This window comes from Stappia sp. P2PMeth1, from assembly GCF_900185735.1.
Classification (GTDB): domain Bacteria; phylum Pseudomonadota; class Alphaproteobacteria; order Rhizobiales; family Stappiaceae; genus Stappia.
Map to the genome: position 1 here is coordinate 64,119 of NZ_FYAW01000005.1, position 22,651 is coordinate 86,769.

The 22,651-nt window shown below is 67.4% G+C and carries 21 protein-coding genes; 9 read left to right on the forward strand and 12 right to left on the reverse strand.

All coding sequences use genetic code 11. The features are described from left to right. Nucleotides 1-3,462 carry an indolepyruvate ferredoxin oxidoreductase family protein gene (locus P2PM1_RS01230; protein ID WP_186397888.1) on the reverse strand — a complete coding sequence of 1,154 codons (3,462 nt, stop codon included), beginning with the start codon at nt 3,460-3,462 and terminating at the stop codon, nt 1-3. A 384-nt stretch (nt 3,463-3,846) separates the two neighbouring features. Here P2PM1_RS01230 and P2PM1_RS01235 point away from each other — a divergent pair, with 384 nt between their 5' ends. After that, a complete protein-coding gene (locus P2PM1_RS01235) occupies nt 3,847-4,431 on the forward strand; it encodes a TRAP transporter small permease subunit (RefSeq protein ID WP_244293228.1) in 585 nt (194 codons plus the stop codon). Further along, nucleotides 4,431-5,822: a TRAP transporter large permease subunit gene (locus tag P2PM1_RS01240; RefSeq protein WP_186390307.1), complete on the forward strand. Its 1,392-nt coding sequence runs from the start codon at nt 4,431-4,433 to the stop codon at nt 5,820-5,822. Before P2PM1_RS01235 ends, P2PM1_RS01240 begins: the two co-directional genes overlap by 1 nt. A gap of 141 nt (nt 5,823-5,963) precedes the next feature. Here the strand turns inward: P2PM1_RS01240 and P2PM1_RS01245 are convergent, their stop codons facing one another. After that, nucleotides 5,964-7,058 carry a TRAP transporter substrate-binding protein gene (locus tag P2PM1_RS01245; RefSeq protein ID WP_186390306.1) on the reverse strand — a complete coding sequence of 365 codons (1,095 nt, stop codon included), beginning with the start codon at nt 7,056-7,058 and terminating at the stop codon, nt 5,964-5,966. Nucleotides 7,059-7,465: 407 nt separating this feature from the next. Between P2PM1_RS01245 and P2PM1_RS01250 the strand changes: the two genes are divergently transcribed. The 5 genes from P2PM1_RS01250 (at nt 7,466) to P2PM1_RS01270 (ending at nt 11,084) form a co-directional block, all read left to right on the forward strand. After that, entirely contained in the window at nt 7,466-8,227 is a 762-nt protein-coding gene (locus P2PM1_RS01250) for a gamma-glutamyl-gamma-aminobutyrate hydrolase family protein (protein WP_186390305.1), read from the forward strand. A gap of 44 nt (nt 8,228-8,271) precedes the next feature. Continuing rightward, a complete protein-coding gene (nthA, locus tag P2PM1_RS01255) occupies nt 8,272-8,952 on the forward strand; it encodes a nitrile hydratase subunit alpha (protein WP_186390304.1) in 681 nt (226 codons plus the stop codon). Then, nucleotides 8,949-9,608, forward strand: a complete 660-nt coding sequence (gene nthB, locus P2PM1_RS01260) for a nitrile hydratase subunit beta (RefSeq protein WP_186394647.1) — start codon at nt 8,949-8,951, stop codon at nt 9,606-9,608. The genes nthA and nthB overlap by 4 nt, the downstream gene beginning before the upstream one ends. Then, nucleotides 9,595-9,996 carry a nitrile hydratase accessory protein gene (locus P2PM1_RS01265; protein WP_244301379.1) on the forward strand — a complete coding sequence of 134 codons (402 nt, stop codon included), beginning with the start codon at nt 9,595-9,597 and terminating at the stop codon, nt 9,994-9,996. Before nthB ends, P2PM1_RS01265 begins: the two co-directional genes overlap by 14 nt. A 161-nt stretch (nt 9,997-10,157) precedes the next feature. Continuing rightward, nucleotides 10,158-11,084: a DMT family transporter gene (locus P2PM1_RS01270; RefSeq protein ID WP_186390302.1), complete on the forward strand. Its 927-nt coding sequence runs from the start codon at nt 10,158-10,160 to the stop codon at nt 11,082-11,084. Nucleotides 11,085-11,109: 25 nt separating this feature from the next. On the opposite strand, the gene P2PM1_RS01275 is transcribed toward P2PM1_RS01270, so the two are convergent. Beyond that, nucleotides 11,110-12,294, reverse strand: a complete 1,185-nt coding sequence (locus P2PM1_RS01275) for a nickel/cobalt transporter (protein ID WP_244301380.1) — start codon at nt 12,292-12,294, stop codon at nt 11,110-11,112. 10 nt (nt 12,295-12,304) lie between these two features. Next, complete coding sequence (locus P2PM1_RS01280; RefSeq protein ID WP_186397889.1) at nt 12,305-12,940, reverse strand: DUF1007 family protein; 636 nt, start codon at nt 12,938-12,940, stop codon at nt 12,305-12,307. A gap of 373 nt (nt 12,941-13,313) precedes the next feature. On the opposite strand from P2PM1_RS01280, the gene P2PM1_RS01285 reads away from it, so the two are divergent. Next, nucleotides 13,314-14,390: a Glu/Leu/Phe/Val dehydrogenase dimerization domain-containing protein gene (locus P2PM1_RS01285; RefSeq protein WP_244301381.1), complete on the forward strand. Its 1,077-nt coding sequence runs from the start codon at nt 13,314-13,316 to the stop codon at nt 14,388-14,390. Nucleotides 14,391-14,421: 31 nt separating this feature from the next. Here P2PM1_RS01285 and P2PM1_RS01290 read toward each other — a convergent pair whose 3' ends face one another. The 5 genes from P2PM1_RS01290 to P2PM1_RS01310 form a co-directional block, all read right to left on the reverse strand. Further along, nucleotides 14,422-15,330: a LysR family transcriptional regulator gene (locus P2PM1_RS01290; RefSeq protein ID WP_186390300.1), complete on the reverse strand. Its 909-nt coding sequence runs from the start codon at nt 15,328-15,330 to the stop codon at nt 14,422-14,424. Nucleotides 15,331-15,360: 30 nt separating this feature from the next. Continuing rightward, nucleotides 15,361-15,858 (reverse strand): DUF2937 family protein, encoded by a 498-nt coding sequence (locus P2PM1_RS01295; RefSeq protein ID WP_208984416.1) that lies wholly within the window; start codon nt 15,856-15,858, stop codon nt 15,361-15,363. Between the two features lie 25 nt (nt 15,859-15,883). Next, nucleotides 15,884-16,858: a WD40 repeat domain-containing protein gene (locus tag P2PM1_RS01300; protein WP_186390299.1), complete on the reverse strand. Its 975-nt coding sequence runs from the start codon at nt 16,856-16,858 to the stop codon at nt 15,884-15,886. Between the two features lie 5 nt (nt 16,859-16,863). Beyond that, complete coding sequence (locus tag P2PM1_RS01305) at nt 16,864-17,943, reverse strand: GTP-binding protein (protein WP_186397890.1); 1,080 nt, start codon at nt 17,941-17,943, stop codon at nt 16,864-16,866. A 144-nt stretch (nt 17,944-18,087) separates the two neighbouring features. After that, nucleotides 18,088-18,546 carry a methylated-DNA--[protein]-cysteine S-methyltransferase gene (locus P2PM1_RS01310; protein WP_186397891.1) on the reverse strand — a complete coding sequence of 153 codons (459 nt, stop codon included), beginning with the start codon at nt 18,544-18,546 and terminating at the stop codon, nt 18,088-18,090. 148 nt (nt 18,547-18,694) lie between these two features. On the opposite strand from P2PM1_RS01310, the gene P2PM1_RS01315 reads away from it, so the two are divergent. Then, nucleotides 18,695-19,873: a pyridoxal phosphate-dependent aminotransferase gene (locus tag P2PM1_RS01315; RefSeq protein ID WP_186397892.1), complete on the forward strand. Its 1,179-nt coding sequence runs from the start codon at nt 18,695-18,697 to the stop codon at nt 19,871-19,873. Between the two features lie 18 nt (nt 19,874-19,891). Here P2PM1_RS01315 and P2PM1_RS01320 read toward each other — a convergent pair whose 3' ends face one another. The 3 genes from P2PM1_RS01320 to P2PM1_RS01330 form a co-directional block, all read right to left on the reverse strand. Continuing rightward, entirely contained in the window at nt 19,892-20,332 is a 441-nt protein-coding gene (locus P2PM1_RS01320) for an AprI/Inh family metalloprotease inhibitor (RefSeq protein WP_186397893.1), read from the reverse strand. Between the two features lie 146 nt (nt 20,333-20,478). Then, nucleotides 20,479-21,447 (reverse strand): 2-hydroxyacid dehydrogenase, encoded by a 969-nt coding sequence (locus P2PM1_RS01325; RefSeq protein WP_186390294.1) that lies wholly within the window; start codon nt 21,445-21,447, stop codon nt 20,479-20,481. A 47-nt stretch (nt 21,448-21,494) separates the two neighbouring features. Continuing rightward, nucleotides 21,495-22,631, reverse strand: coding sequence for a LacI family DNA-binding transcriptional regulator (locus P2PM1_RS01330; RefSeq protein ID WP_208985155.1), 1,137 nt, complete (start codon nt 22,629-22,631; stop codon nt 21,495-21,497). Between the last annotated feature and the right edge of the window lie 20 nt (nt 22,632-22,651).

Here is a 22,651-nt window from a genome sequence, read left to right on the forward strand (position 1 = left end):
CTACTCCGCCGCGAGCCGGGCGCCGCGTCCCTCGCGAAACGCCGCAAGCAACTCGGGCAGTCGCGCCTCGGCCTCGCGCATCGAGGCTTCCCGCACCGGGCCGAAGCCGCGGATCGAGCGCGGGAAGGCGAGCAGCGCCAGCGCCGCCGTCGCATTGCCGGCCTCCAGCGAACCCGCCACCTCGTCGACGATCCGCTCATAGTCGTCGCGCAAGCGGCGCTCACGCCGCCGCTCCTGCGTGCGGCCGAACACATCGAACGCACCACCGCGCAGGCCCTTCATCCGGGCAAGCAGGCGGAAGGCCGGCATCATCCAGGGTCCGAAGCGGCGCTTGGCCGGACGGCCCGTGCGCTTGTCGGTGCGCGACAGCAGCGGCGGCGCCAGATGGAACTCCAGCTTCTGGAAACTCTCGAAGGTCTCCGACAGTTGCCGCGCGAAACTCTCCCCGATAAACAGGCGGGCAACCTCGTACTCGTCCTTGATCGCCATCAGCCGGAAGAGCTCGCGCACCGCCGTCTCGCGGATTTCCTCGCCGGGCGCGCCGAGGCGGCTCGCAGCCTGCGACAGCCGTGCGACGCGGTCACGGTATCGCGCCGCATAGGCCGCATCCTGATAGTCGGCGAGGAAGGCGGCGCGCCGCTCGATCATCTCCTCGACGCTGTCCGACAGGCGTCGGTGCTCGAGCCGGTCGGGACGGGTCTTCGCCGCCCGCACCACCGCGTCCGGATCCACCGCCGCGACCCGGCCCCAGGCGAAGGCGGCAAGGTTCATCTCCACCGACACCTTGTTGAGCCGGATCGCCTCCTCAAGCGCCTCGCGGGTCAGCGGCAGGGCGCCGAGCTGCCAGCCGAAGCCGAGCAGGAACATGTTGGCGGCGATGGCATCGCCGAAGAGTTCGGTGGCGAGCGCGGTCGCATCGATGAAACGGGCGCGGTCACGCCCCGCCGCCTCGCTGAGCGCCGCGACCAGCCGCCGGCCGGGAAGGCTGAAATCGGGGTTGCGGGCAAAGTCGCCCGGCAGCGTCTCGTGGGTGTTGACCACCGCGAAGCTGCGGCCCGGCGTCATCGCCGAGAGGATCTTCGCCGATCCGGCGACGACGATGTCGCAGCCGAGCACGAGATCCGCCGTGCCAGGCCCGACGCGGATCGCCGAGATCTCCTCGGGCCGCGGCGCCAGCTTGAGATGGCTGATCACCGCGCCGCCCTTTTGGGCGAGGCCAGCCATGTCGATGATGCCGCAGCCAAGCCCGTCGAGATGCGCGGCCATGCCGATCACCGCGCCGATGGTGACGACGCCGGTGCCCCCAACGCCAGTGATCATCACCGAATGGGTGCCGGTAAGCGGCGCGATCTGCGGCTCGGCCACCTGCGGCGGCGGCGGCGGCATCACCGCGCGGCCCTTCAGCACGCCGCCGCGCACGCTGACGAAGGAGGGGCAGAACCCCTTCACGCAGGAGAAGTCCTTGTTGCAGGATGACTGGTCGATCATCCGCTTGCGGCCCCACTCGGTCTCCACCGGCTGGATGGCGACGCAGTTGGACTGGACGCCGCAATCGCCGCAGCCCTCGCAGACCAGTTCGTTGACCACCACCCGCTCGTCGGGATCGGGAAAGAGGCCGCGCTTGCGCCGGCGCCGCTTTTCGGCCGCACAGGTCTGGTCGTAGATGAGGACGGTGAGGCCGGGCTCGCGGGCCAGTTCGCGCTCCACCTCGATCAACTCGTCGCGGTGATGGATGGCTGTGCCGGACGGCCAGGCAGTCGCCGGCGGATACTTGCCCGGCTCGTCCGTCACGATGACGACACGCCGCGCCCCTTCCGCCGCAACCTGCCGGGCGATCTCGTCGACGCGCAGACCGCCGTCATGAGCCTGGCCGCCGGTCATCGCCACCGCGTCGTTGTAGAGGATCTTGTAGGTGATGTTGACGCCGGCCGCCTTGGCCGCGCGGATCGCCAGGGCACCGGAATGGTTGTAGGTGCCGTCGCCGAGATTCTGGAAGACATGGCCGGTGCGCGAGAAATGCGCCTCGCCGACCCAGTTGGCGCCCTCGCCGCCCATCTGGGTGTAGCCTTCCGTGTTCCGGTCCATCCACTGGACCATGTAATGGCAGCCGATGCCGGCATAGGCGCGGCTGCCTTCGGGAACCCGTGTCGAGGAATTGTGCGGGCAGCCGGCGCAGAAATACGGGCTGCGCACGGCCACGTCCCGCGTCGCCGCCAGCCTCAGGGCGCGTTCCTCGACATCCGCAAGACGCGCCGAGAGCGCGTCGGAGGCGCGCCGCCGAGCCACCCGGCGACCGATCTCGCGGGCGATCTGGATCGGCTCCAGCGCGCCGGGCGCGCGGAACAGCACGGCACCGTCCTCGTCGGCCTTGCCGATCACCGTCGGGGCGTCGGTCATGCCGTAGAGGATCTCCTTGACCTGCGGTTCGATCAGCCCGCGCTTTTCCTCCACCACGATCAACAGCTCGAGACCCTTTGCAAAATCGCGTAGCCGACCCGGCGACAAGGGCCAGGGGCAACCGATCTTCAGGAAGGCGACGCCGAGATCGGCCGCCGCCACCTCGTCGATGCCGAGCAAGTCGAGCGCCTCGACTACGTCGAGGTAGCTCTTGCCGGTGGAGACGATGCCGACCACCGGCTGACGGCCGCCCGACAGCACCACCTTGTCCAGCGGATTGGCGGCGATGAAGGCTTTCGCCGCCGGCAGCTTGACCTCGTGCAGGCGCGCCTCCTGCACCAACGGATGATCGGACGGACGGATATGCACGCCGTCCGGCGGGAAGGGGAAATCAGGAAGGACCGGCAGGACCCGGTCGAGCCGCCCGTCGATGGTCGCGGTCGATTCGACATTGTCCTTGACCAGCTTGAGGCCGGCCCAGATGCCGGCATAGCGCGACAGCGCCCAGCCATAGAGGCCGAAATCCAGGATCTCCTGCGCCCCGGCCGGATTGAGGATCGGCATCATCGCATCGACCAGTGCGAATTCCGACTGATGTGCCGTGGTCGAGCTCTCGCAGGTGTGGTCGTCGCCCATCAGCGCCAGCACGCCGCCATGACGCGAGGTGCCGGCGAGATTGGCGTGGCGGAAGGCATCGCCCGACCGGTCGACGCCCGGCCCCTTGCCGTACCAGATGCCGAAGACGCCGTCATAACGGCCCTCGCCGCGCATTTCCGCCTGCTGGGTGCCCCACAGCGCGGTGGCGGCAAGGTCCTCGTTGATCCCCGGCGAGAACACCACGTCCTGCGGCGCGAGCAAGCGCGCGGCCTTCTGGAATTGCTGGTCGAGCGCCCCGAGCGGCGAGCCGCGATAGCCGGTGACATAGCCGGCGGTGTTGAGCCCGGCGCGGCGGTCCCGCTCCTTCTGCATCAGCACCAGGCGGATCAGGGCCTGGGTGCCGGAGATGAAGATGCGCTCTTTCGCAAGGTCATACTTGTCATCGAGCGAGACCGTGTTGCGTGCCATGTAAACTCCCTCCCTGCGGATGCCCTCACGCGCGCCCGCTCCGCCAAGGTTCTTTCCCAACCCCCGGCGCCGTCAATTGAATTCCGCCGCTTCCGCAAGGTGATCTTGCGATTGGCCCGCCCTGCAGGCGGGCCGGAAGCCGGGCAAGACCGCACATGCCGCGACGTCCGGGGAGCGCGGTCTCGCCGTCTCCCTCCCCTCCGACGATTTTGCCCGCGACAGGTGCAGCATTGCTTTTGCATCGGCTGCAAAACTGCTAAGCAAACGCCCATCGTCATATGGGGAAGCGGGCTGGAATGGCGAACACGCCAGCATCCCGCAGGGGAAACCACCGGAGAGGGTCCGTGATGAAACTCGAGAACGCGCGCCGCCAAACGCGCGACGGTGAGTGAGCCGGTGCGCGCGCTCGCCCTCATCGTCCGCGTCATCAGCGGGCTCAACGCGCTGGTCGGAAACGTGTTTTCCTGGCTGTCGCTGGCCATCGTCGTCGTCTGCTTCACAGTGGTGGTGCAACGCTACGTCTTCTCCACCAGCTTTGTCTGGATGCAGGATCTCTATGTCTGGCTGAACGGCGCCATGTTCACCGCCGTCGCCGGCTTCGCCCTGCTGCGCAACGACCACGTTCGCGTCGACATCTTCTACCGGCCGGCCACCGTGCGCCGCAAGGCGATGGTCGATCTGCTCGGCGTGTTCCTGTTCCTGCTGCCTTTCACCTATGTGGTAACCAACTATAGCTGGACCTTCGTCGCGCGTTCCTGGCGCCTCAGCGAGGCCTCGGCCAATTTCGGCGGCATGCCGGGACTGTTCATCCTGAAATCCTTCATCATCGGCTTTGCCGCGCTGCTTGCCCTGCAGGGCCTGGCAATGGCGGCCCGTGCCGTGCTGGTGCTGGCGGGCCGAGAAGACCTGCTGCCGCCGCATCTGCGCTACGAGTCCGTTGCCGCGTCCAAGGGGGAGGCTGAAGCCTGATGACTCCGGTTCTTATCGGCGAGCTCCTGTCCGGGCTCATGTTCTTCGGCATCATCGGCTTCCTGCTGCTCGGCTTTCCGGTCGCCTTCACGCTTGCCGGCGTGTCGCTGATGTTCGGTCTTGTCGGCATGTGGCTCGGCGTCTTCGACCCGTCCAATCTCGGCAGCCTCGCCAACCGCTATATCGGCTACATGACCAACGAGGTGCTGGTCGCCGTGCCGCTGTTCATCTTCATGGGCGTGATGCTGGAGCGCTCGAAGATCGCCGAGCAACTGCTGCTGACCATGGGCAAGCTGTTCGGCAACCTGCGCGGCGGCCTCGGCATGTCGGTCATCGTCGTCGGCGCGCTGCTGGCCGCCTCGACCGGCGTCGTCGGCGCCACCGTTGTCACCATGGGCCTGATCTCGCTGCCGGCGATGCTGCGCGCGAAATACGACCCGCGGCTTGCCAGCGGCGTCATCTGCGCTTCCGGCACGCTCGGCCAGATCATCCCGCCGTCGACGGTGCTGATCTTCATGGGCGACATGCTGTCGGGCATCAACGCCCAGGTCCAGATGTCGAAGGGCAATTTCGCACCGGCACCGGTCTCGGTCGGCGATCTCTTCGCCGGCGCTCTCCTGCCCGGCCTGATGCTGGTCGGCCTCTATCTCGCCTGGACCGTGTTCAAGGCGATCACCGATCCGGAATCCTGCCCGGCAACGCCCGTCCCGCCGGAAGAGAAGGCGCATCTCTTCCGCGAGGTGCTGACCGCGCTGCTGCCGCCGCTGCTGCTGATCATGGCCGTGCTCGGTTCGATCCTCGGCGGCATCGCCACACCGACCGAAGCGGCCTCCGTGGGCGCGGTCGGCGCGCTGGTGCTCGCCGCCCTGCGCTGGCGCCTGTCCTTCTCGATCCTGCGGGAGACCGCCATCGCCACGGCGACGATCACCTGCATGGTGTTCATCATCCTGTTCGGCGCGGCAGTGTTCTCGATCGTCTTCCGCCTGATGGGCGGCGACAATCTGGTACACGAATTCCTGGCGAACCTGCCCGGCGGCACGCTGATGGCCGTGGCGGTGGTGATGTTCATCATGTTCCTGCTGGGCTTCATCCTCGATACGTTCGAGATCATCTTCATCGTGATCCCGATCACCGCGCCGATCCTGCTTGCCCTCGATGTCGACCCGGTCTGGCTCGGCATCATTGTCGGCGTCAACCTGCAGACCTCGTTCCTGACGCCGCCCTTCGGCTTCGCGCTGTTCTACCTGCGCGGTGTCGCCCCACACTCCGTGTCGACGACAATGATCTACAGGGGCGTGCTGCCCTTCGTCGGCCTGCAGGTTCTGGCCATCGCCATCCTGTTCGCCTTCCCGGAGATCGCCACCTGGCTGCCGCGGGCGATCTATCGGTGATCCTGCCGCCGCGCCGGGGGCGATACCGGCGTCGCGCCCCCATGCCGAGTGAGGCGGGACCCGGAACCTTGCAACAAAAAACCCCGGCCGAAAGGCCGGGGTTTGCATTTTCGGGGACCGACCGGAGCCGGTCGATGACCGTCAGATCTTGAAGTAGGTCTTGCGCGCCTGGATGAAGGCGCCGTCGGTGCCTTCGGTGCGGGTGCGCATGATGTTGAGCGACTCGATGAAGCTCTCGGTCGTCTTCTTGACGAGAGCGTCGTCGGAGTTGCGCAGGCCTTCGAGGATCTCGATCGCCGCGTTGGCGCCGGCTTCCATGATGTCGGCCGGGAACTCGCGCACCTGCACCCCATGCTGCTCGACCAGCGTCTTCAGCGCGCGCGGATCGTTGGCATAGAAGTCCGAGGCGACCTGGTCGTATTCGGCCTGGCAGACGTCGCGGACGATGGCCTGCAGGTCGCTCGGCAGGGCCTGGTACTTCGCCTTGGAGACGACCAGTTCCGTTGCAAGACCCGGCTCGATGAAGCTCGGGAAGTAGTAGTTCTTGCAGATCTGGTAGAAACCGAGCGCCAGGTCGTTGTAGGGGCCGACGAACTCGGCCGCGTCCAGCGTGCCCGACTGCAGCGCCTGGAAGATCTCGCCCGCCGCCATGTTGGTGACGGTGGCGCCGAGCTTCTCCCACACGCGGCCGCCGAGACCCGGGGTCCGGAAGCGCAGGCCCTTGACGGACTCAAGGCTCGTCAGTTCGTTGCGGAACCAGCCGCCCGCCTGGGTGCCGGTGTCGCCGGAGAGGAAGCCCTGCACGCCGAACTGGTCGTAGATCTCGTCCCAGATTTCCTGGCCGCCCATATAGCGCACCCAGGCGGCGAGTTCGCGCGAGGTCATGCCATAGGGAACGCCGGTGAAGAAGGACAGCGCCTGGCTCTTGTTCTGCCAGTAATAGGCGGCGCCATGCGACATCTCGGCCGACCCGTCGATCACCGCGTCGAGCGACTGCAGCGGCGGGACCAGTTCGCCGGCCGAGTAGACCTGCACGGTCAGCCGGCCGCCGGACGCGGCGGTGATGCGGTCGGCAAGGCGCTGCGCGCCGACGCCGAGGCCGGGAAAGTTCTTCGGCCAGGTGGTGACCATGCGCCAGGTCTGGTTGCCCTGCGCAATGGCCGGAGCGGCGAGCGTGGCGGCACCCACGCCAACGCCGGCGAGGCCGGCCTTCGTGATGAATGAACGGCGATCCATGCAGTCCCTCCCTTGGGATTTGATCGAGATCTCGACTGCCCGCTGAACGATCTCACGAACGATCGATTCTCGAACCGGTGTCGGCAGCCAATGCCGCCCGACGTTGCCAAGTGCCCTTCTCCTAAAGGCACTTTGAGAGCGATATAAACCGCATATGCCCTTGGGACACAAGGCCGGCCGGCATGCGGGTGCGAATTTTCGCGGCGCCCGCGGGTGCGGACCAATCGCGCCCCGCCGCGGACGGGAGATCTCGCCGGATGGTGGACAAGCCAGCGCCTTCCGCTAATCTCCCAGTCGAGCCCGCAGTCGATGCGGGCGCGACCGTTCGGGCCGCGGTCTCGTCTTCCCGTCCCTGTGCAACCCGACCGCGACCGGATCCCCCCAGGAGCCCTTTCAGGAGCCCCCAAATGTCTGCCCCCGTTGTTCTTGTCAGTTGCGACGTCAAGGAAGTCGAAGGCTATGCCTGGCACGCCGCCCCGTCCACCTATCTGGAAGCGCTGGTGCAGGGCGCCGGCGCGATGCCGCTGCTGCTGCCGTCCATGGGCCCGGCGATCGACCTCGACGCGGTGCTGGACCGGGTCGACGGAGTGCTGCTGACCGGCTCGCGCTCCAACGTCCACCCTGTCTTCTACGGCGCCGAGGCCCGCGAACAGGACGGTCCCTTCGACAGGCGCCGCGACACCACGACGCTGCCGCTGATCCGCCGTGCCATCGCCCGAGGCCTGCCGGTCTTCGCCATCTGCCGCGGATTGCAGGAGCTCAACGTGGCGCTCGGCGGCACCTTGGTCAGCGAGGTGCAGGAGATGACCGGGCGGCGCGACCACCGCGCCCCGGAAGGGGAGACCCAGGACGCCCGCTTCGCCCTTGCCCATCATGTCGAGATCGTGCCGCAGGGCAAGCTTGCGGCGATCCTTGGCGACGCCCGCATCGACGTCAATTCGCTGCACCGCCAAGCGATCGGCCGGCTTGCGCCCGGCCTCACCATCGAAGCGACCGCCGACGACGGCACCATCGAGGCCGTCTCGATCGACGCGGCGTCCTCCTTCGCCATCGCCACCCAGTGGCACCCGGAATACTGGGTCGGCAGCGACGCCGCCTCCTCGCGCCTGTTCGCCGCCTTCGGCGCGGCGCTGCGGGAGACCCAGGGCGCCCGGCAGGCGGCCGAATAACACCGCCGAAGGGCGGGACAGGATACACGGAAAGGTCCAGCAGGATGACGGGCGGCAACGGCCATCATGGCCACCATCACGGCGAGCATGACCACGGGCATGGGCACGGCCATGATCACGGCTCGCACCTTTCGCAGATCGATGCCCGCGTGCGAGCCCTGGAATCGATCCTGATCGAGAAGGGCTATGTCGACCCGGCCGCCCTCGATGTGCTGATCGAGACCTACGAGACGCAGGTCGGTCCGCATAACGGCGCCCGTGTGGTGGCGAAGGCGTGGAGCGATCCCGAGTTTCACGCCTGGCTGATGCGCGATGCCACGGGCGCCATCCATTCGCTGGGCTATATCGGCCGGCAGGGCGAACACATGGTGGCGGTGGAGAACACGGCCAGCGAACACAACATGGTCGTCTGTACCCTGTGCTCCTGCTATCCGTGGCCGGTGCTCGGCCTGCCGCCGGTCTGGTACAAGTCCGCTCCCTACCGTGCCAAGGCGGTTCGCGACCCGCGCGGCGTGCTGGCGGACTTCGGTGTCGAACTGCCGGGCGACACGCAGATCCGCGTCTGGGACTCCACCGCCGAAATCCGCTACCTGGTGCTGCCGCGCCGGCCCGAAGGCACCGTCGGCTGGAGCGAAGAGGAACTGGCGCGCCTCGTCACCCGCGACAGCATGATCGGCACCGGGCTTGCGCTCACGCCCGCAGAGCTGGAGGCACAGGCAGGATGAACGGCGCACAGGACCTGGGCGGCATGATGGGGTTCGGCGCGGTGGTGCCCGAGCCGGTCAAGCCCCTCTTCCATGCGGACTGGGAACCGCGCGCCTTCGCGCTGACGCTGGCGATGGGCGCGACCGGCGAATGGAACATCGACATGTCCCGCCATGCCCGCGAGAGCATGGACCCGGCCCGTTACCTCGCCTCGAGCTACTATCAGATCTGGCTGTCCGGGCTGGAAAGGCTGCTCGCGGAACGCGACCTTGTCGGACCCGACGAGATCGCCGCCGGCCACAGCCTGCGCCACAGCCGCCCGGTGAAGCGTGTGCTCGCCGCCGCCGATGTGGCACCGGTTCTCGCCCGGGGCGGCCCGAGCGAGCGCGAGGGGGATCGGCCGGCGAGGTTTGCCGTCGGCGACCGCGTGCGTGCCCGCAACATGCACCCCACCGGCCATACCCGCATCCCGCGCTACTGCCGTGGGCGCGCCGGCGTGATCGAGGCCGTGCATGGCATCCACGTCTTCCCCGACACCAATGCAGCCGGCAAGGGCGAACAGCCCGCCTGGCTTTACGGCGTCGTCTTTGACGGACCCGAACTTTGGGGAGAAGGCACAGATCCGTCCCTCAAGGTCCGCATCGACCTGTGGGAGCCCTATCTTGAAGCCCTCTGAAACGACGTCGGGCGGACAAACGCCGCTGCCGCCGCTGGACAACCTGCCTCAGAAAGACGGCGAGCCGGTGTTCCGCGAGCCCTGGGAAGCCCGCGCCTTCGCGCTGGCCGTGGAACTCAACGGGCGCGGCGTGTTCACCTGGAGCGAATGGGCGCAGACCCTGTCGCAAGCGATCCGCGAGGCCCAGTCGCGCGGCGATCCGGACTGCGGCGACAGCTATTACGAGCATTGGCTGGTGGCGCTCGAGACGATGATCACGCGCAAGGCGCTGACTTCGCACGAGCGGATCGACGCCCGGCAAGAGGCATGGCTGCGCGCCGCCGCCGCAACGCCGCACGGCGAGCCGATCGAGCTCGGACGGGACGGGGAGCCGGTTCCCCCGGCCTGACATTTCACACCCGCGTCCGCCCTCTTGCGATCTCCGCTTGCCAAATCCGTCGGGCTAGGTCAGGACTGCCCGCGCTTGGCATCGGCAAATTTGCCGATTATATACAACCGGATACAACCCCTGCGCTTCCCTTGGGCTGCGCCGCGGCTTACTGTGCGACCATGACCCACGACAGGCCTCTGAGCGGCATGCTGCTCATGACCGGTTTCTGCATTCTCGCCCCGCTCGGGGACGCCGTCGCCAAGGTTCTCGGCGAGACGGTGCCGCTCGGGCAGTTGCTTCTGGTCCGCTTCGCGCTGCAGGCCGCCTTGCTGATCCCGGTGGTCTGGCTCGCGCGCGGCAGCCTGCGCATGCCTTTGCGCCTGCTGCAACTGACCGTCCTGCGCACCATCCTGCACATTCTCGGCATCGCCGCGATGTTTGCTTCGCTGCGGTTCCTGCCGCTGGCCGACGCCATCGCGATCGCCTTCGTGATGCCGTTCCTGATGCTCCTGCTTGGCCGGTTCGTCCTCGGCGAGCAGGTCGGCCCCTATCGGCTGATGGCGTGCATCGTCGGCTTTGCTGGTGCCCTTCTGGTGATCCAGCCCAACTACGCCGCCGTCGGCGCCCCGGCCCTGCTGCCGCTCGGCGTCGCCGTTGCTTTCGCCCTGTTCATGATGGTGACACGCAGCATCGCCAAGGCCACCGACCCGATCAGCCTGCAAGCAGTCAGCGGCCTCATCGCCACCTTCATCCTGGGAAGCGCCTGGCTGGTGTTTTCGAGCGCCGGCCTGCCCGGACTGGACTTCGTTGCGCTGGAAAGTCGGGACATGTGGCTGCTTGCGGCCGTCGGCGTTCTGGGAACCGTCGCTCACCTGCTGATGACCTGGTCGCTGCGGCTTGCTCCGGCGGCGACGCTGGCCCCCATGCAGTATCTGGAGATCCCCTTCGCGACGCTGATCGGCTGGCTCATCTTCGCCGACCTGCCCAACACGCTGGCCTCGCTCGGCATCCTGCTCACGACCGGCTCCGGTCTCTATGTCATCCACCGGGAGCAGGTGACGGCGCGGCGGCGCGCAGCGACGGCCGGTGCCGGCGGCAAGGCCTGAACGTTCCACGGAACGAAGGCGGGCGTCAGCCGCCCCAGCCGACAGCCGCAATCAACAGCGAGGTTCCGAGCAGGAGCACGACGAGGGCGGCGAACCCCTCGATCCCGGCATGCAGGCGGGCGGCGGCGCGACCTCCGACGCTGCGCAGGGCCACTTCCTTGGCGACCACCGCCATCACCGCCAGCAGCGACACCGTCAGGCCCGTGCCCACCGCCATGGCGAAGGTCGCCGCGACGCCCGCAAGGGCAAGACCCTGCGAGATCGCGAAGACCAGCACCACCAGGGCGCCGGTGCACGGCCGCAGACCGATGGCCACGATCACCGACCAGGCCCGCGTCAGGGAGAACTCCCCTGTCAGCATCGACGGCGGCGGCGCATGCACATGGCCGCAACTGCCGCACACCTCCCCCATCTCATGCGAATGCGTGTGAGGATGGGCATGCGCATGGCCGTGCCCGTACCCGTCAGCATGAGCATGGGCATGATGATGCCCGTGGCTGTGGCTGTGGCCGTGATCATGACCGTGATTGTGGGTGTGCGAATGCCCATGATCGTGACCGTAATCGTGATCGTGGGCGCAGGCGACCACCGCCTGCGCGCCCAGCGCCACCGGTCGCCGCGGCGTCAGCAGTGGCCGCAGGATCTTGCGCCAGACGAGATAGACACCGAGCAGCGCGACCACCGCATAGGATCCCACCTCGAACCAGCGGGTCGTCTCGGTGATGGCGATCGCCGTCATCCGCAGCAACACGGACGCAATGCCGATCACCGCCACCGCCGTCACCGCCTGGGCGAAAGCCGACGCGAAGGAGAGCAGAATGCCGCGCCGCAGGGTCTCGCCATTGGCAAGGACATAGGACGAGATCACCGCCTTGCCGTGTCCCGGTCCTGCGGCATGGAAGACGCCATAGAGGAAGGAAAGCCCCATCAGCCACCAAGCGGCGCTGCCGTCCTCCTTCATCGCCTTGATCGCCGCCGTCAGCGAGGTATAGAAGGCCTTTTGCTGCTGGGCGATCCAGCCGAAAACACCCGAGAGAATGCCTCCCGGCGCGTAGGACGGTTCAACGAGGCCAACACCGAAGGGCGAGGGCGCGGCGACCGCCGGCCCGGCTGCCAGCGCAAGGCAGACCAGCGCCAGGGCGAGCGGCGCAAGGGCGAGCGGCACGGGCGAGGAGGCCGGCAGGGCGCTGCGGATCATCGACAGTTTCACGGGAAATGCCTCATTTGCAGCCGATCCTCGCCGAGTTGGAGAGGGTCTCGGTGATCTGCATCAGATCTGGTGGCAACTGCCGCTCGCTCTGCGGGATTGCGGCGAGCATGGTCGCCGTCTGAGGATCGAGATCCGGCGGCGGCGAGAAATCGAGCGTGCAGGTCTGCGGGGCCCCGACCAGCACGAAGGGCGTCTCCGGCGTCATCTCGAAGGCAACGAAATAGGCCGGGTCGAACACGTCGAGCTCAACCGTCGAAGCGTCCACCACTCGCGGCTCGCGCAACGGCAGGGTGAAGAACAGCGTCAGCCGGCCGCCGTAGAAATCGAGCCAATATTCGTGCGGCGGCTCGAAAGCGATGTCGGTGCCGTTGTGGTGCAGGAACGTGAAGAAGTCGTATTCGGCAAGCGACTCCACATTGACCTCGGCAAGCGGCTGCAGTTCCTCTCGGGACAATTCGCCGTCGCCGTTCTCATCGAGCCCCTGCACCGCGAACGCGGTGAAAGCTTCGTCGAACTGCCAGATATGGCGGACTGCCGACAGGCGTCCGGCCTCATCGAAGACCACTTCAGCGCGCGACTCGACGAAGACATGCGGGTGAGCACCGGCCGCGCCAGCAAGGCCGACCGTCAGGGCCGCGGCAAACATTCCGGCCTTCCACATGCGCCGAGGCACTCCTCATCTTCGAATCCGTGACGCCGATATTGGCAAACTTCGCGGCGACAGCAAGGCAGCGTCCCCAACCAGCCCCATCGGATCTTCCGGCATGCGCGGCGCGCGGAGACATCGCCCCCCTGGGAGGCAAGCGAGACGAAATTTCCCAACACTACGGGTGATAAGGATGAAAACGTGTTTTTTTAAGTCTGGACGCGAACAGAAAGAACCGAATTTCCGCAGAGGATGCCTATATTTTCCTCATGGAGAGAGGAACGATGTCCTGCGGCCCCGCCTCCCATGGTGAGGCAATGTGCCCCGGTCGACATCCATGCGCAGTGCCCCGAGAGGCACGAGGAGACATGTCATGAACGCCCCCGTGATCAGCCGGAAGCTTCAGTCGATGGAGGACGGCATGTTCGATCATCCGGAATTTCGCGGCCACGAGCAGGTCGTGTTCGGCCATGACCGCGCGAGCGGCCTGTTCACCATCATCGCCGTCCACGACACCCGCCTCGGCCCGGCGCTCGGCGGCTGCCGCATGTGGGCCTATGCCAACAGCGCCGAGGCGCTGACCGACGCGCTGCGCCTGTCGCGCGGCATGACCTACAAGAACGCGCTCGCCGGGCTCGACCTCGGCGGCGGCAAGGCCGTGATCATCGGCGATGCGCGCAGCGCCAAGACGCCGGACCTGCTCGCCGCGTTCGGTGCCCAGGTCGACCGATTGGGCGGAACCTACGTCACCGCCGAGGATGTCGGCATCAGCGCCCCCGACATGGAAATCGTCGCCACCCGCACCCAACATGTGCGCGGCACCCGCGCAACCGGACTCGGCGACCCCTCGCCCTACACCGCACTCGGCGTCTTCTGCGGCATCCGCGCGGCCCTGCGCCACCGCTTCGGCTCCGACAGCCTGGAGGGGCGCAGGGTCTGCGTCCAGGGCCTCGGCCATGTCGGCATGGATCTCGCCGGACAGTTGCACCGTGCCGGTGCGCGTCTCGTGCTCGCCGACATCCACACGCCGACCCTGGAAGACGCCGTTGCCCGCTTCGGCGCCGAGGCAATTGATGCCGATCACGCCCATGCAGCCGAGGTCGACGTCTTCGCCCCCTGTGCTCTTGGCGCCGGGCTCAACGACGACACGATCCCGCAGATCCGGGCCGGGATCGTCGCGGGAGCCGCCAACAACCAGCTCGCCGAAGAACGCCATGACGAAGCCCTGCGCCAGCGCGGCATCCTCTATGCGCCGGACTATGCCATCAATGCCGGCGGCGTGATCTCCATCGCGCTGGCAACGCCCGGCGGCGACGATGCACTGGTTCGCCAGAAGGTCGAGGCGATCGACGAGACGCTGACGCGTATCTTCGGGCGGGCCGAACGCCTGTCGCTGCCGACGCAGACGGTGGCCGACACGCTGGCCGAGGAGCGGCTGGCCGCCGCCTGAGCGCAGCGGCTGTCGGCGAGCAGGCGCGGGTTCAGCAGACCTCGCCCTGCCGCCGCCGCTCGGCGAACCACTCGCCGATGAAATCGACGAAGGCGCGCACCTTGCCCGACAGGTGCCGCCGATGCGGGTAGACGACATAGATCGCCTGCCCCTCCGGATGGAACCCCTCCAGCAGCGGTTCGAGGCGCCTGTCCGCTAGCTCGCGGTGCACGAAGATATAGGGAATGCGCAGAAAGCCGAGACCGGCGACGGCCGCGGCGCGCGCTGCCTCTGCGCTGTTGACCTCCACCCGTCCCTTCACCGGCACGCTGATGCGCCCCCCCTCCACCTGGAACTGCCAGTTGTTCCGGAACCGGTAATTGTTGTCGATGATGCAGGGCAGGTTCGCCAGGTCCTGCGGGTGCTGCGGTCGGCCGAACCGGGCAATCGCCTCCGGCGAGGCGCAGACCACGCCGCGAAACGGCGCAAGCTTGCGAGCGATCAGGCTGGAATCGGTCAGTTCCGCCACCCGGATCGCCGCATCGAACCCTTCCTCGACAAGATCGACGAAGCGGTCTTCAAGCCGCAGGTCGACTGAAATCTGCGGCTCGGCGGCGAGAAAGGCCATGATCGCCGGATTGAGGAAATCGTCGCCCATCGAGCGCGGGGCCGAGATCCGCAAGGTGCCTCGGGCTTCCTGATGGGTGTTCTGGATAGAGGCCTTGAGGTCGTCGATGCGGGTGAGGATATCGCTCGCCTCCTTGTAGAAGGCGTGGCCGACCTCGGTCATCGAGATCTGGCGGGTGGTGCGGTTGAGCAGCCTTGCGCCAAGTTCGTCCTCCAGCTCGCCGACATATTTCGAGACCAGCGCCTTGGAGCGGCCGAGTTCGCGCGCGGCAGCGGAAAAACCGCCCGCATCCACCACCTTCAGGAAGCAGCGCATCCGGCTGAGCGTGTCCATGCTGTCCCCTCTTCAGCCCGCGCGCTTGCGTCAGGCATTCCGCCGGCGGCGAAACCGCCGCGCCGCCCGGCCGATGAGGCCGGCGCCGAACAGCACCGACAGGAAACCGCCACCGGCGGCCACCGCGCCCTCTATCGTCGCCGGCACCGCCGGCTCGAAATCCTCGAAGGCGCGGCTGGCAATCTGCGGATCGAGATCGCGGGCCATCACGACGAGCCGGCCGAACGGCCCCGCCTCGCGAAAGGCGTCCTGCTGCCGCCTCAGTCCATCGAGACGGTCAAGTGCCCGCTGCGCCCGCTCGCCCTGGGCAGCGACGAGCCGGTCGGCGGAGCCCTCCAGCCTGTCGATGGCCTCGCCCACCGTCAGGCCATGAGCCGCGGCGTCGGCGCGAAACTCCTCGACCACCTGGGTCAGGGCATCGATGGCCCCGCCAAGACGCTGGCGGTATTGCTGGGCAAACTCGGGAAGCTGGGACGTGGTGACGCCGCCAAGAAGCGCGGCGGCCAGCGCCATGGTGCGAGCGATCATCTCCCGACCCTCCCTTGCGTTGCGCCTAAAGCGAGATCAATCCCGCTTCTCCCGCCTCCGTGCCGAAGGCAAGCCGCGTGCCGCCGTCGTCCCAGGCGAGCGCGCTCACCGCCCCCGCCCCCGGTCGCCGGGCCAGCAACTCCTCGCCGTCGGAGAACCGGGCAAAGAGCACCAGCCCGTCCTGATAGCCGATCGCCACCACATCCTCATCCGGATGGCAGGCGACCCGCGTCACCATCTGGTCGCCACGAGCCCCAAGTTGCAGCGGCTGCTGGCCCATCGGCCCGCTCTTGCCGAAGAAGGGCCACAGGATCGCAGCATTGGCGCCGGAGGTCGCAAGATACCGTCCCTTGGCCGACCAGCTCATCGAACGGACCTTTCCGGGATATCCGGTCATCCGCATGTCCTGCCCGTCGGAGAGGCGCCAGCCATGCAGCGCGTTCTCCTGCATGGTCGTCACCAGATACTTTCCGTCCGGCGAGAATGTGACGTCCTTGTGCGCGCCCTTCCACTCAAGCTGCTGAGGTGCGGCGGCGGTGTTGACGAATTGCAGCGTCGCCCCGTCATATCGGGCGATGGCGAGCCGCAGTCCCTTGGGCGCGAAGGCGAGCCCGCCGACTGCGCGGGCTTGCGAAAAGTCCTTCACGCTGCCGTCGGCCTGCCGAACCATGGCACTGCGTCCCGAGCCGAAGGCGAGGCTGCCCTGCGGCCCGGCGGCAAGCAGGTCGATCCATTTGCGCGGCATCTCGGCGAGCGTCTCGACAGTGCCATCGGCGCCGAGCCGGCGCACCGTGCCGTCGTCACCGCCGGAGAGCAGCGCATCGCCCTCCAGCGTCCGGCAGGCGACGAGCAAGCCGCCGTCATGGAGGCGAATGCGACGCTCGCCTGCATCCGTCAGCAGGAGCACCGCACCGTCGCCGGAGGCAAAGGCCGGCTGCCCCTTGAGGAAGGCAGCCGCCACGACGAAACCGCTCAGGTCAAGCGGAGCGACCGAGACCATGTCGCTCAGGCCTCGCAGGCCTTGAAGGCGATCTCGAGCGCATCGAAATCGAGCTCTCGACCGATTACCACCAAGCGGCTGGTGCGGGGCTCCCCGTCCTTCCAGTCGCGCTGATGGTCGCCTTCCAGGATCATGTGGACGCCCTGCACCACATAACGCTGCGGGTCGTCCTTGAAGGCGATGATGCCCTTGAGGCGCAGGATGTTCGGCCCGTTGACCTGGGTCATGTCGCCGATCCAGCGGAAGAAGACCTGTGGATCGAGTTCGCCCGCCGTCATCGACACGCTCTTCACCGAATGCGGCGCGTCATGGTCGTGATGATGGTGGTGATGACCATGGCCGTGATCGTGGTCATGGTGATGGTCGTGGCCGTCGTGATGGTGATGGTCGTGGTCGCAGTCCGGCCCGCATTCGTGCGTGTGCTCCGCCTCCTCCAGGAAATGCGGATCGAGCGACAGGATCCGCTCCAGGTCGAAGGCGCCCCGGTTCAGCACCTCGTCCAGGGGCACCGCGCAGCGCTCGCTGCGGATCAGCTTGGCATACGGGTTGATCGACTGGATGCGGCTCTCCACCGCCTTCAACTCGTCGGCGGTCACCAGGTCGGTCTTGTTGAGCAGGATGACGTCGGCAAAGGCGATCTGGTCCTCGGCCTCCTCCGTGTCGGCCAGTCGCTGCAGCACATGGCGGCAGTCGACGACGGTGACGACCGCGTCGAGCTTGGCCTTGGCGCGCACATCCTCGTCCATGAAGAAGGTCTGCGCGACCGGGGCCGGATCGGCAACGCCGGTGGTCTCGACCACGATGGCGTCGAAGCTGCCCTTGCGCTTCATCAGGTTCTCGACGGTGCGGATCAGGTCGCCGCGCACGGTGCAGCAGATGCAGCCGTTGTTCATCTCGAAGATTTCCTCGTCGGATTCGACGAGCAACTCGTTGTCGATGCCGATCTCGCCGAACTCGTTGACGATCACCGCATAGCGGGTGCCGTGGTTCTCGCTGAGAATGCGGTTGAGCAGCGTCGTCTTGCCGGCGCCGAGATAGCCCGTCAATACGGTGACGGGGATCTTGCTGTCCTGGGATAGGGTCATGGGCTTGCCTGTGTCTGACGTGGGCGCGGCCCGGCGAGGATCGCCTGCCGTGCGTTCCCGTGAATATGGGATGCGTTGTCCATCGCAGTAGCGAATTTTCCGCGCCTTGGCAAAGCGCGGCGCGCAACACCGCTCCGCAGACGGCTAGAGGAGGAAGGGAAACCCGCCCTCGAGTTTGAGAAGAGCGATCTTGGTCTCGCTGCCGCCCTCGCCCGAATAGCCGCCGAGCCCGCTGGCCGACAGCACCCGGTGGCAGGGAATGATCACCGGGATCGGGTTGGCACCGCAGGCCTGGCCGACCGGCTGTCCATAGGTGGACAGCCGGGCCGCCAGATCGCCATAGCTGCGCGTCTCGCCATAGGGAATGGCCAATAGCTCGCGAAACACCGCCTGCTGGAAATCGTTGCCGGCCGGCGCCAGCGGCAGGTCGAACCGTGTCAGACTGCCGCCGAAATACCGGCGAAGCTGATCCAGCGCCTCCTCCAGCAGCGGCGTCGGCGAGGGATCGCGCCGACGCCCCCAGCCGACACGCACAATCGCATCGCGCTCCGCCTCGATTTCGAGCAGGCCGACGGGTGTGTCCAGATGCGCGACGTTGCTCACTTATAACTCCGAAAATCCCATGAGACGGTCGACCCTGCCCGCCGCCAATCCCCTTCCACGAGGGCAGAGCCCACGATATCAAGGACCCCGACAAACCTATCATGACCATGCCACGTGGCGATATTGCCGCGCGGCACCGGGAGGACCCATGCTGAAAACCATCGAAGGCTTCAACAGGATCGGCGAGGAAAACGCCTTCGCCGTGCTGGCGCGCGCCACCGAACTCGCCCGCACGGGCAAGGACATCATCAATCTGGGCATCGGCCAACCCGATTTCCGCACGCCGGACCATATTGTCGAAGCCGCGGTGAAGGCGCTGCGCGACGGCCATCACGGCTATACGCCGGCGACCGGCATCCTGCCCCTGCGCGAAGCCGTCGCCGCCGATGTCGAGAAGCGCACCGGTGTCGCGGTCGACCCCGACAGGATCGTCGTCGTGCCGGGCGGCAAGGTCACCATGTTCATGGCGATCCTGATGTTCGGCGAGCCGGGCGCCGAGATCCTCTACCCCGATCCCGGCTTCCCGATCTATCGTTCGATGATCGAGTTCACCGGCGCGACGCCGGTGCCGGTGCCGATCCGCGAAGAGAACGATTTCGCCTTCTCGGCCGAGGAAACGCTCGGCCTGCTGACGCCGAAGACCCGGCTGATCATCCTCAACTCGCCCGCCAACCCGACCGGCGGCGTGACGCCGCGTGCCGAGATCGAGAGGCTGGTGGCCGGGCTCGCGGACCGGCCCGACATTGCCATCCTGTCGGACGAGATCTACGGCCAGATGACCTATGACGGGGCGGTCCACACCTCGCTGCTGGAATTCGATGCGATCCGCGACCGGCTGATCCTGCTCGACGGCTGGTCGAAGACCTATGCCATGACCGGCTGGCGGATGGGCTATGCGGTGTGGCCACAGGCGCTGATCGACAAGGCGCGCAAGCTGGCGGTCAACTGCTGGTCCTGCGTCAACGCACCCGCGCAATATGCCGGGCTTGCAGCGCTCCAAGGGCCCCAGGACGCGGTCGCCGAGATGATGCGCGAGTTCGACAAGCGCCGGAAGCTGGTGGTGGACGGGCTGAACGCCCTTCCCGGCGTCAGCGCACGCACGCCGATGGGCGCCTTCTATGCCTTCCCCAACATTTCCGCGACCGGCTGGAAGGCGAAGCCGCTGGCCAGCGCCCTGCTGGAGGAAACCGGTGTTGCCACGATCGGCGGACCGGATTTCGGCATTCTTGGCGAGGGCTATATCCGCCTGTCCTACGCCAATTCGGCCGAAAACATCGCCCGCGCGCTGAAGCGCATGGACGAGTTCCTGTCGAACGGAGCCAGGTAAAGCTCCAGGCGAGCCGGATCAATGCGCTGTCGGAATGAGCGCCGACAGCGCCACTGCCCGCTCGGGCACCAGCAGCAGGAAGGCGCCGGTCGGCGCCACCGAGGCGAGCCCCTCGCTCTCCCCCACATCGAAGGCGGCGAGCACGCTGCCATTGGCAAGGACGAACTCGATGCCGCCCTCCGGCGGCACACGCCAGCCAAGCTGCGGCAGCTCGCCCCCGACCGGGCTCGTGCAGGAGGTCATGTCGGCCCGGAAGGCATCGCGCGGAAACGCGCCACCTGCCTCCTCCGCCTTGAGATGAAGCCGGCACACCGCACCCGACACCTCGTCGATGAGCTGCCATTGTCCGGCGACGCGCGCCTCGACCGGCTGCGCGCCCGTCAGGCCGGTGCCGAAGAACACCAGCGAGAACAGCGTGACGGCGACGAGAACGCCGATCCGTTGCATGTAAAGCGCCATGATCCCGATCCTGTTCCTGACCTTGCGCAAGTGGCGCATCCGGGAGAGCCGGGGCGCGGAGGGGAAACCGGTACCATCCGGACCACCACACCCGACCACGACACGAACAGGATCGACTGAACCGATTAACGCTTCGTTAAGCTTGATTAAACCTTTCTGGCGAAAGGCGTCTCGGCGACGGGCGTAACCGGCTTGCCGTCCCGGAACCAGGACAGAAGGTTGTCGACGACGAGTTGCCCCATGGCGTTGCGGGTGTGCTGCGAGGCAGATCCGACATGCGGCAGCAGGACGACATGCTCCATGTCGATGAGCGCCTGCGGCACCCGCGGCTCGTCCTCGAACACGTCGAGGCCGGCAGACAGGATGGTGCCATCCTGCAGGGCCGCGACCAGCGCCGGCTCGTCGATGACCGTGCCGCGGCCGATGTTCACGACGATGCCCTCGGAGCCCAGCGCCTTCAGCACCTCGGCGTTGACGATGCCCCGCGTTGCGGCGCCGCCGGGCGCCACGACCATCAACGTGTCGCAGGCTTCGGCCATGCCCAGCAGCGTCTCGTGATAGTGATAGGCAACGTCCGGCTGGCGCGAGCGCCCGTGATAGTGGATCTCGAGCCCGAACGCCTCGGCCCGCACGGCAATCGCCTTGCCGATGCGGCCAAGGCCGAGGATGCCGAGCTTGCGCCCGCGCAGCGTGGCGCGGGTCAGCGGATAGGGACCCTTCGCGACCCATTGGCCGGCGCGCAGATAGCGCTCGGCCGCCGGCAGTTCGCGCGCCGCCATCAGCAGCAGCGCCATCGCCGTATCGGCAACCTCCTCGCTCAGCACATCGGGGGTATTGGTGACGCAGATGCCCTTCGTCGCGCAATGGCGAGCGTCGACGGAATCGTAGCCAACACCGAAATTGGCGACGATCTCCAGCGCCGGCAGGCGGTCGATCAGCGCGGCATTGACGGGCACATGTGCCCCGCCCGCCACCGCCTGCACCCGGGCGCAGAGATCCTCCGGCAGGTCCGCGACATCGCCCGCCGCCACCCGGTGGACGGTGAAGTGCCTGTCGAGGCTCGTCTCCACGAGCGGCAGCATCCGCCCGAGCATGAGGATTTCGGCCAGCGCCATTGTGTCTCTCTCCCTGTCAGATTGCATGTGACGGATGGTGGATATGGTCAGCCGGACCGGCCCCCGCGCGGTGGCGGCGTGCTCTCGCGGACGGTGAGGCTCGGTTCGATCAGGCGGCGCTCGTCGCCGACCGTCTCCCCGCCGATCTGGCGCAGGATCAGGCCGGCGGCCTCGCGGCCGATCCGGGCCGGGTTGTTGCACACCGATGTCAGCGACGGCGAGCCGCCGGCGGCGCCATCAGTATCGTCATACCCGCCGATCGCCATGCCCGTGCCCGGCTCGACGCCGCTTCGCTTCAGCGCCGCCGTAAGGCCGAAGGCGATCAGATCGTTGAAACCGAACACGGCGGTCGGCTGCGGACGGGCGGCAAGCAGCGCCGGCACCGCCTCGCGGCCCTCCGCCTGGGTCATCAGTTCGGGAATGTCGACCTGCGCCGCCGGATCGAGCCCGACCTCCTCCAGCGCCTGTCGCCAGCCGAGATTGCGGTCGCGCCCGGCCGAACTGCGCCGCCTGCCGCCGACCATGGCGATGCGCTCGTGGCCTTGCGCGATCAGGTGCTCGGTCAGCATCCGCCCGCCGGCAACGTCGTCGCCGCGCACCACCGGCGCACGCGCGCCCTCGACGTCGCGGCAGATCAGCGTCACCGGAATGCCGGTCTCCACCAACTGGTTGATCTCGGCGGCGGTGGTGTCGACGGACGCGCACAGCACCAGCCCGTCGATACGGTGTTGCAGCAGGCTGTCGACAAAGCCGCGCTGGCGGCGCACGTCGTCGCGATGATTGCAGATCAGCACGACCTGCTGCTCGCGCCCGAGTTCATCCTCCAGCGCCCGGAAGACTTCGGCGAAATAGGGATTGAGGATGTCGTGAACCGCAATCCCGACCATGTTGGAGCGCGCCGTGCGCAGGGCAGCAGCCGAGCGGTTGTAGATATAGCCGACGCTGCGGGCATGCGCCTTGATGCGTTCGCGCGTCTCGGAGGCAACCAGCGGCGAATTGCGCAGGGCCAGCGAGACCGTCGCCGTCGACACCTTCAGCTCCGCCGCCATGTCGCCCAGTGTGATTCGCCGCACCAGTGTACGCGCGGGGGCGGGCAGAATCGCGCTGCCGCTGTCCTCACCGGCCGGCACCACTGCCGCCGTTACGCTCGGGCGGCCCCGGCGTCCCGAAGATCTGTCGCTCACGCTCCGCCCCTCGGTTCGGG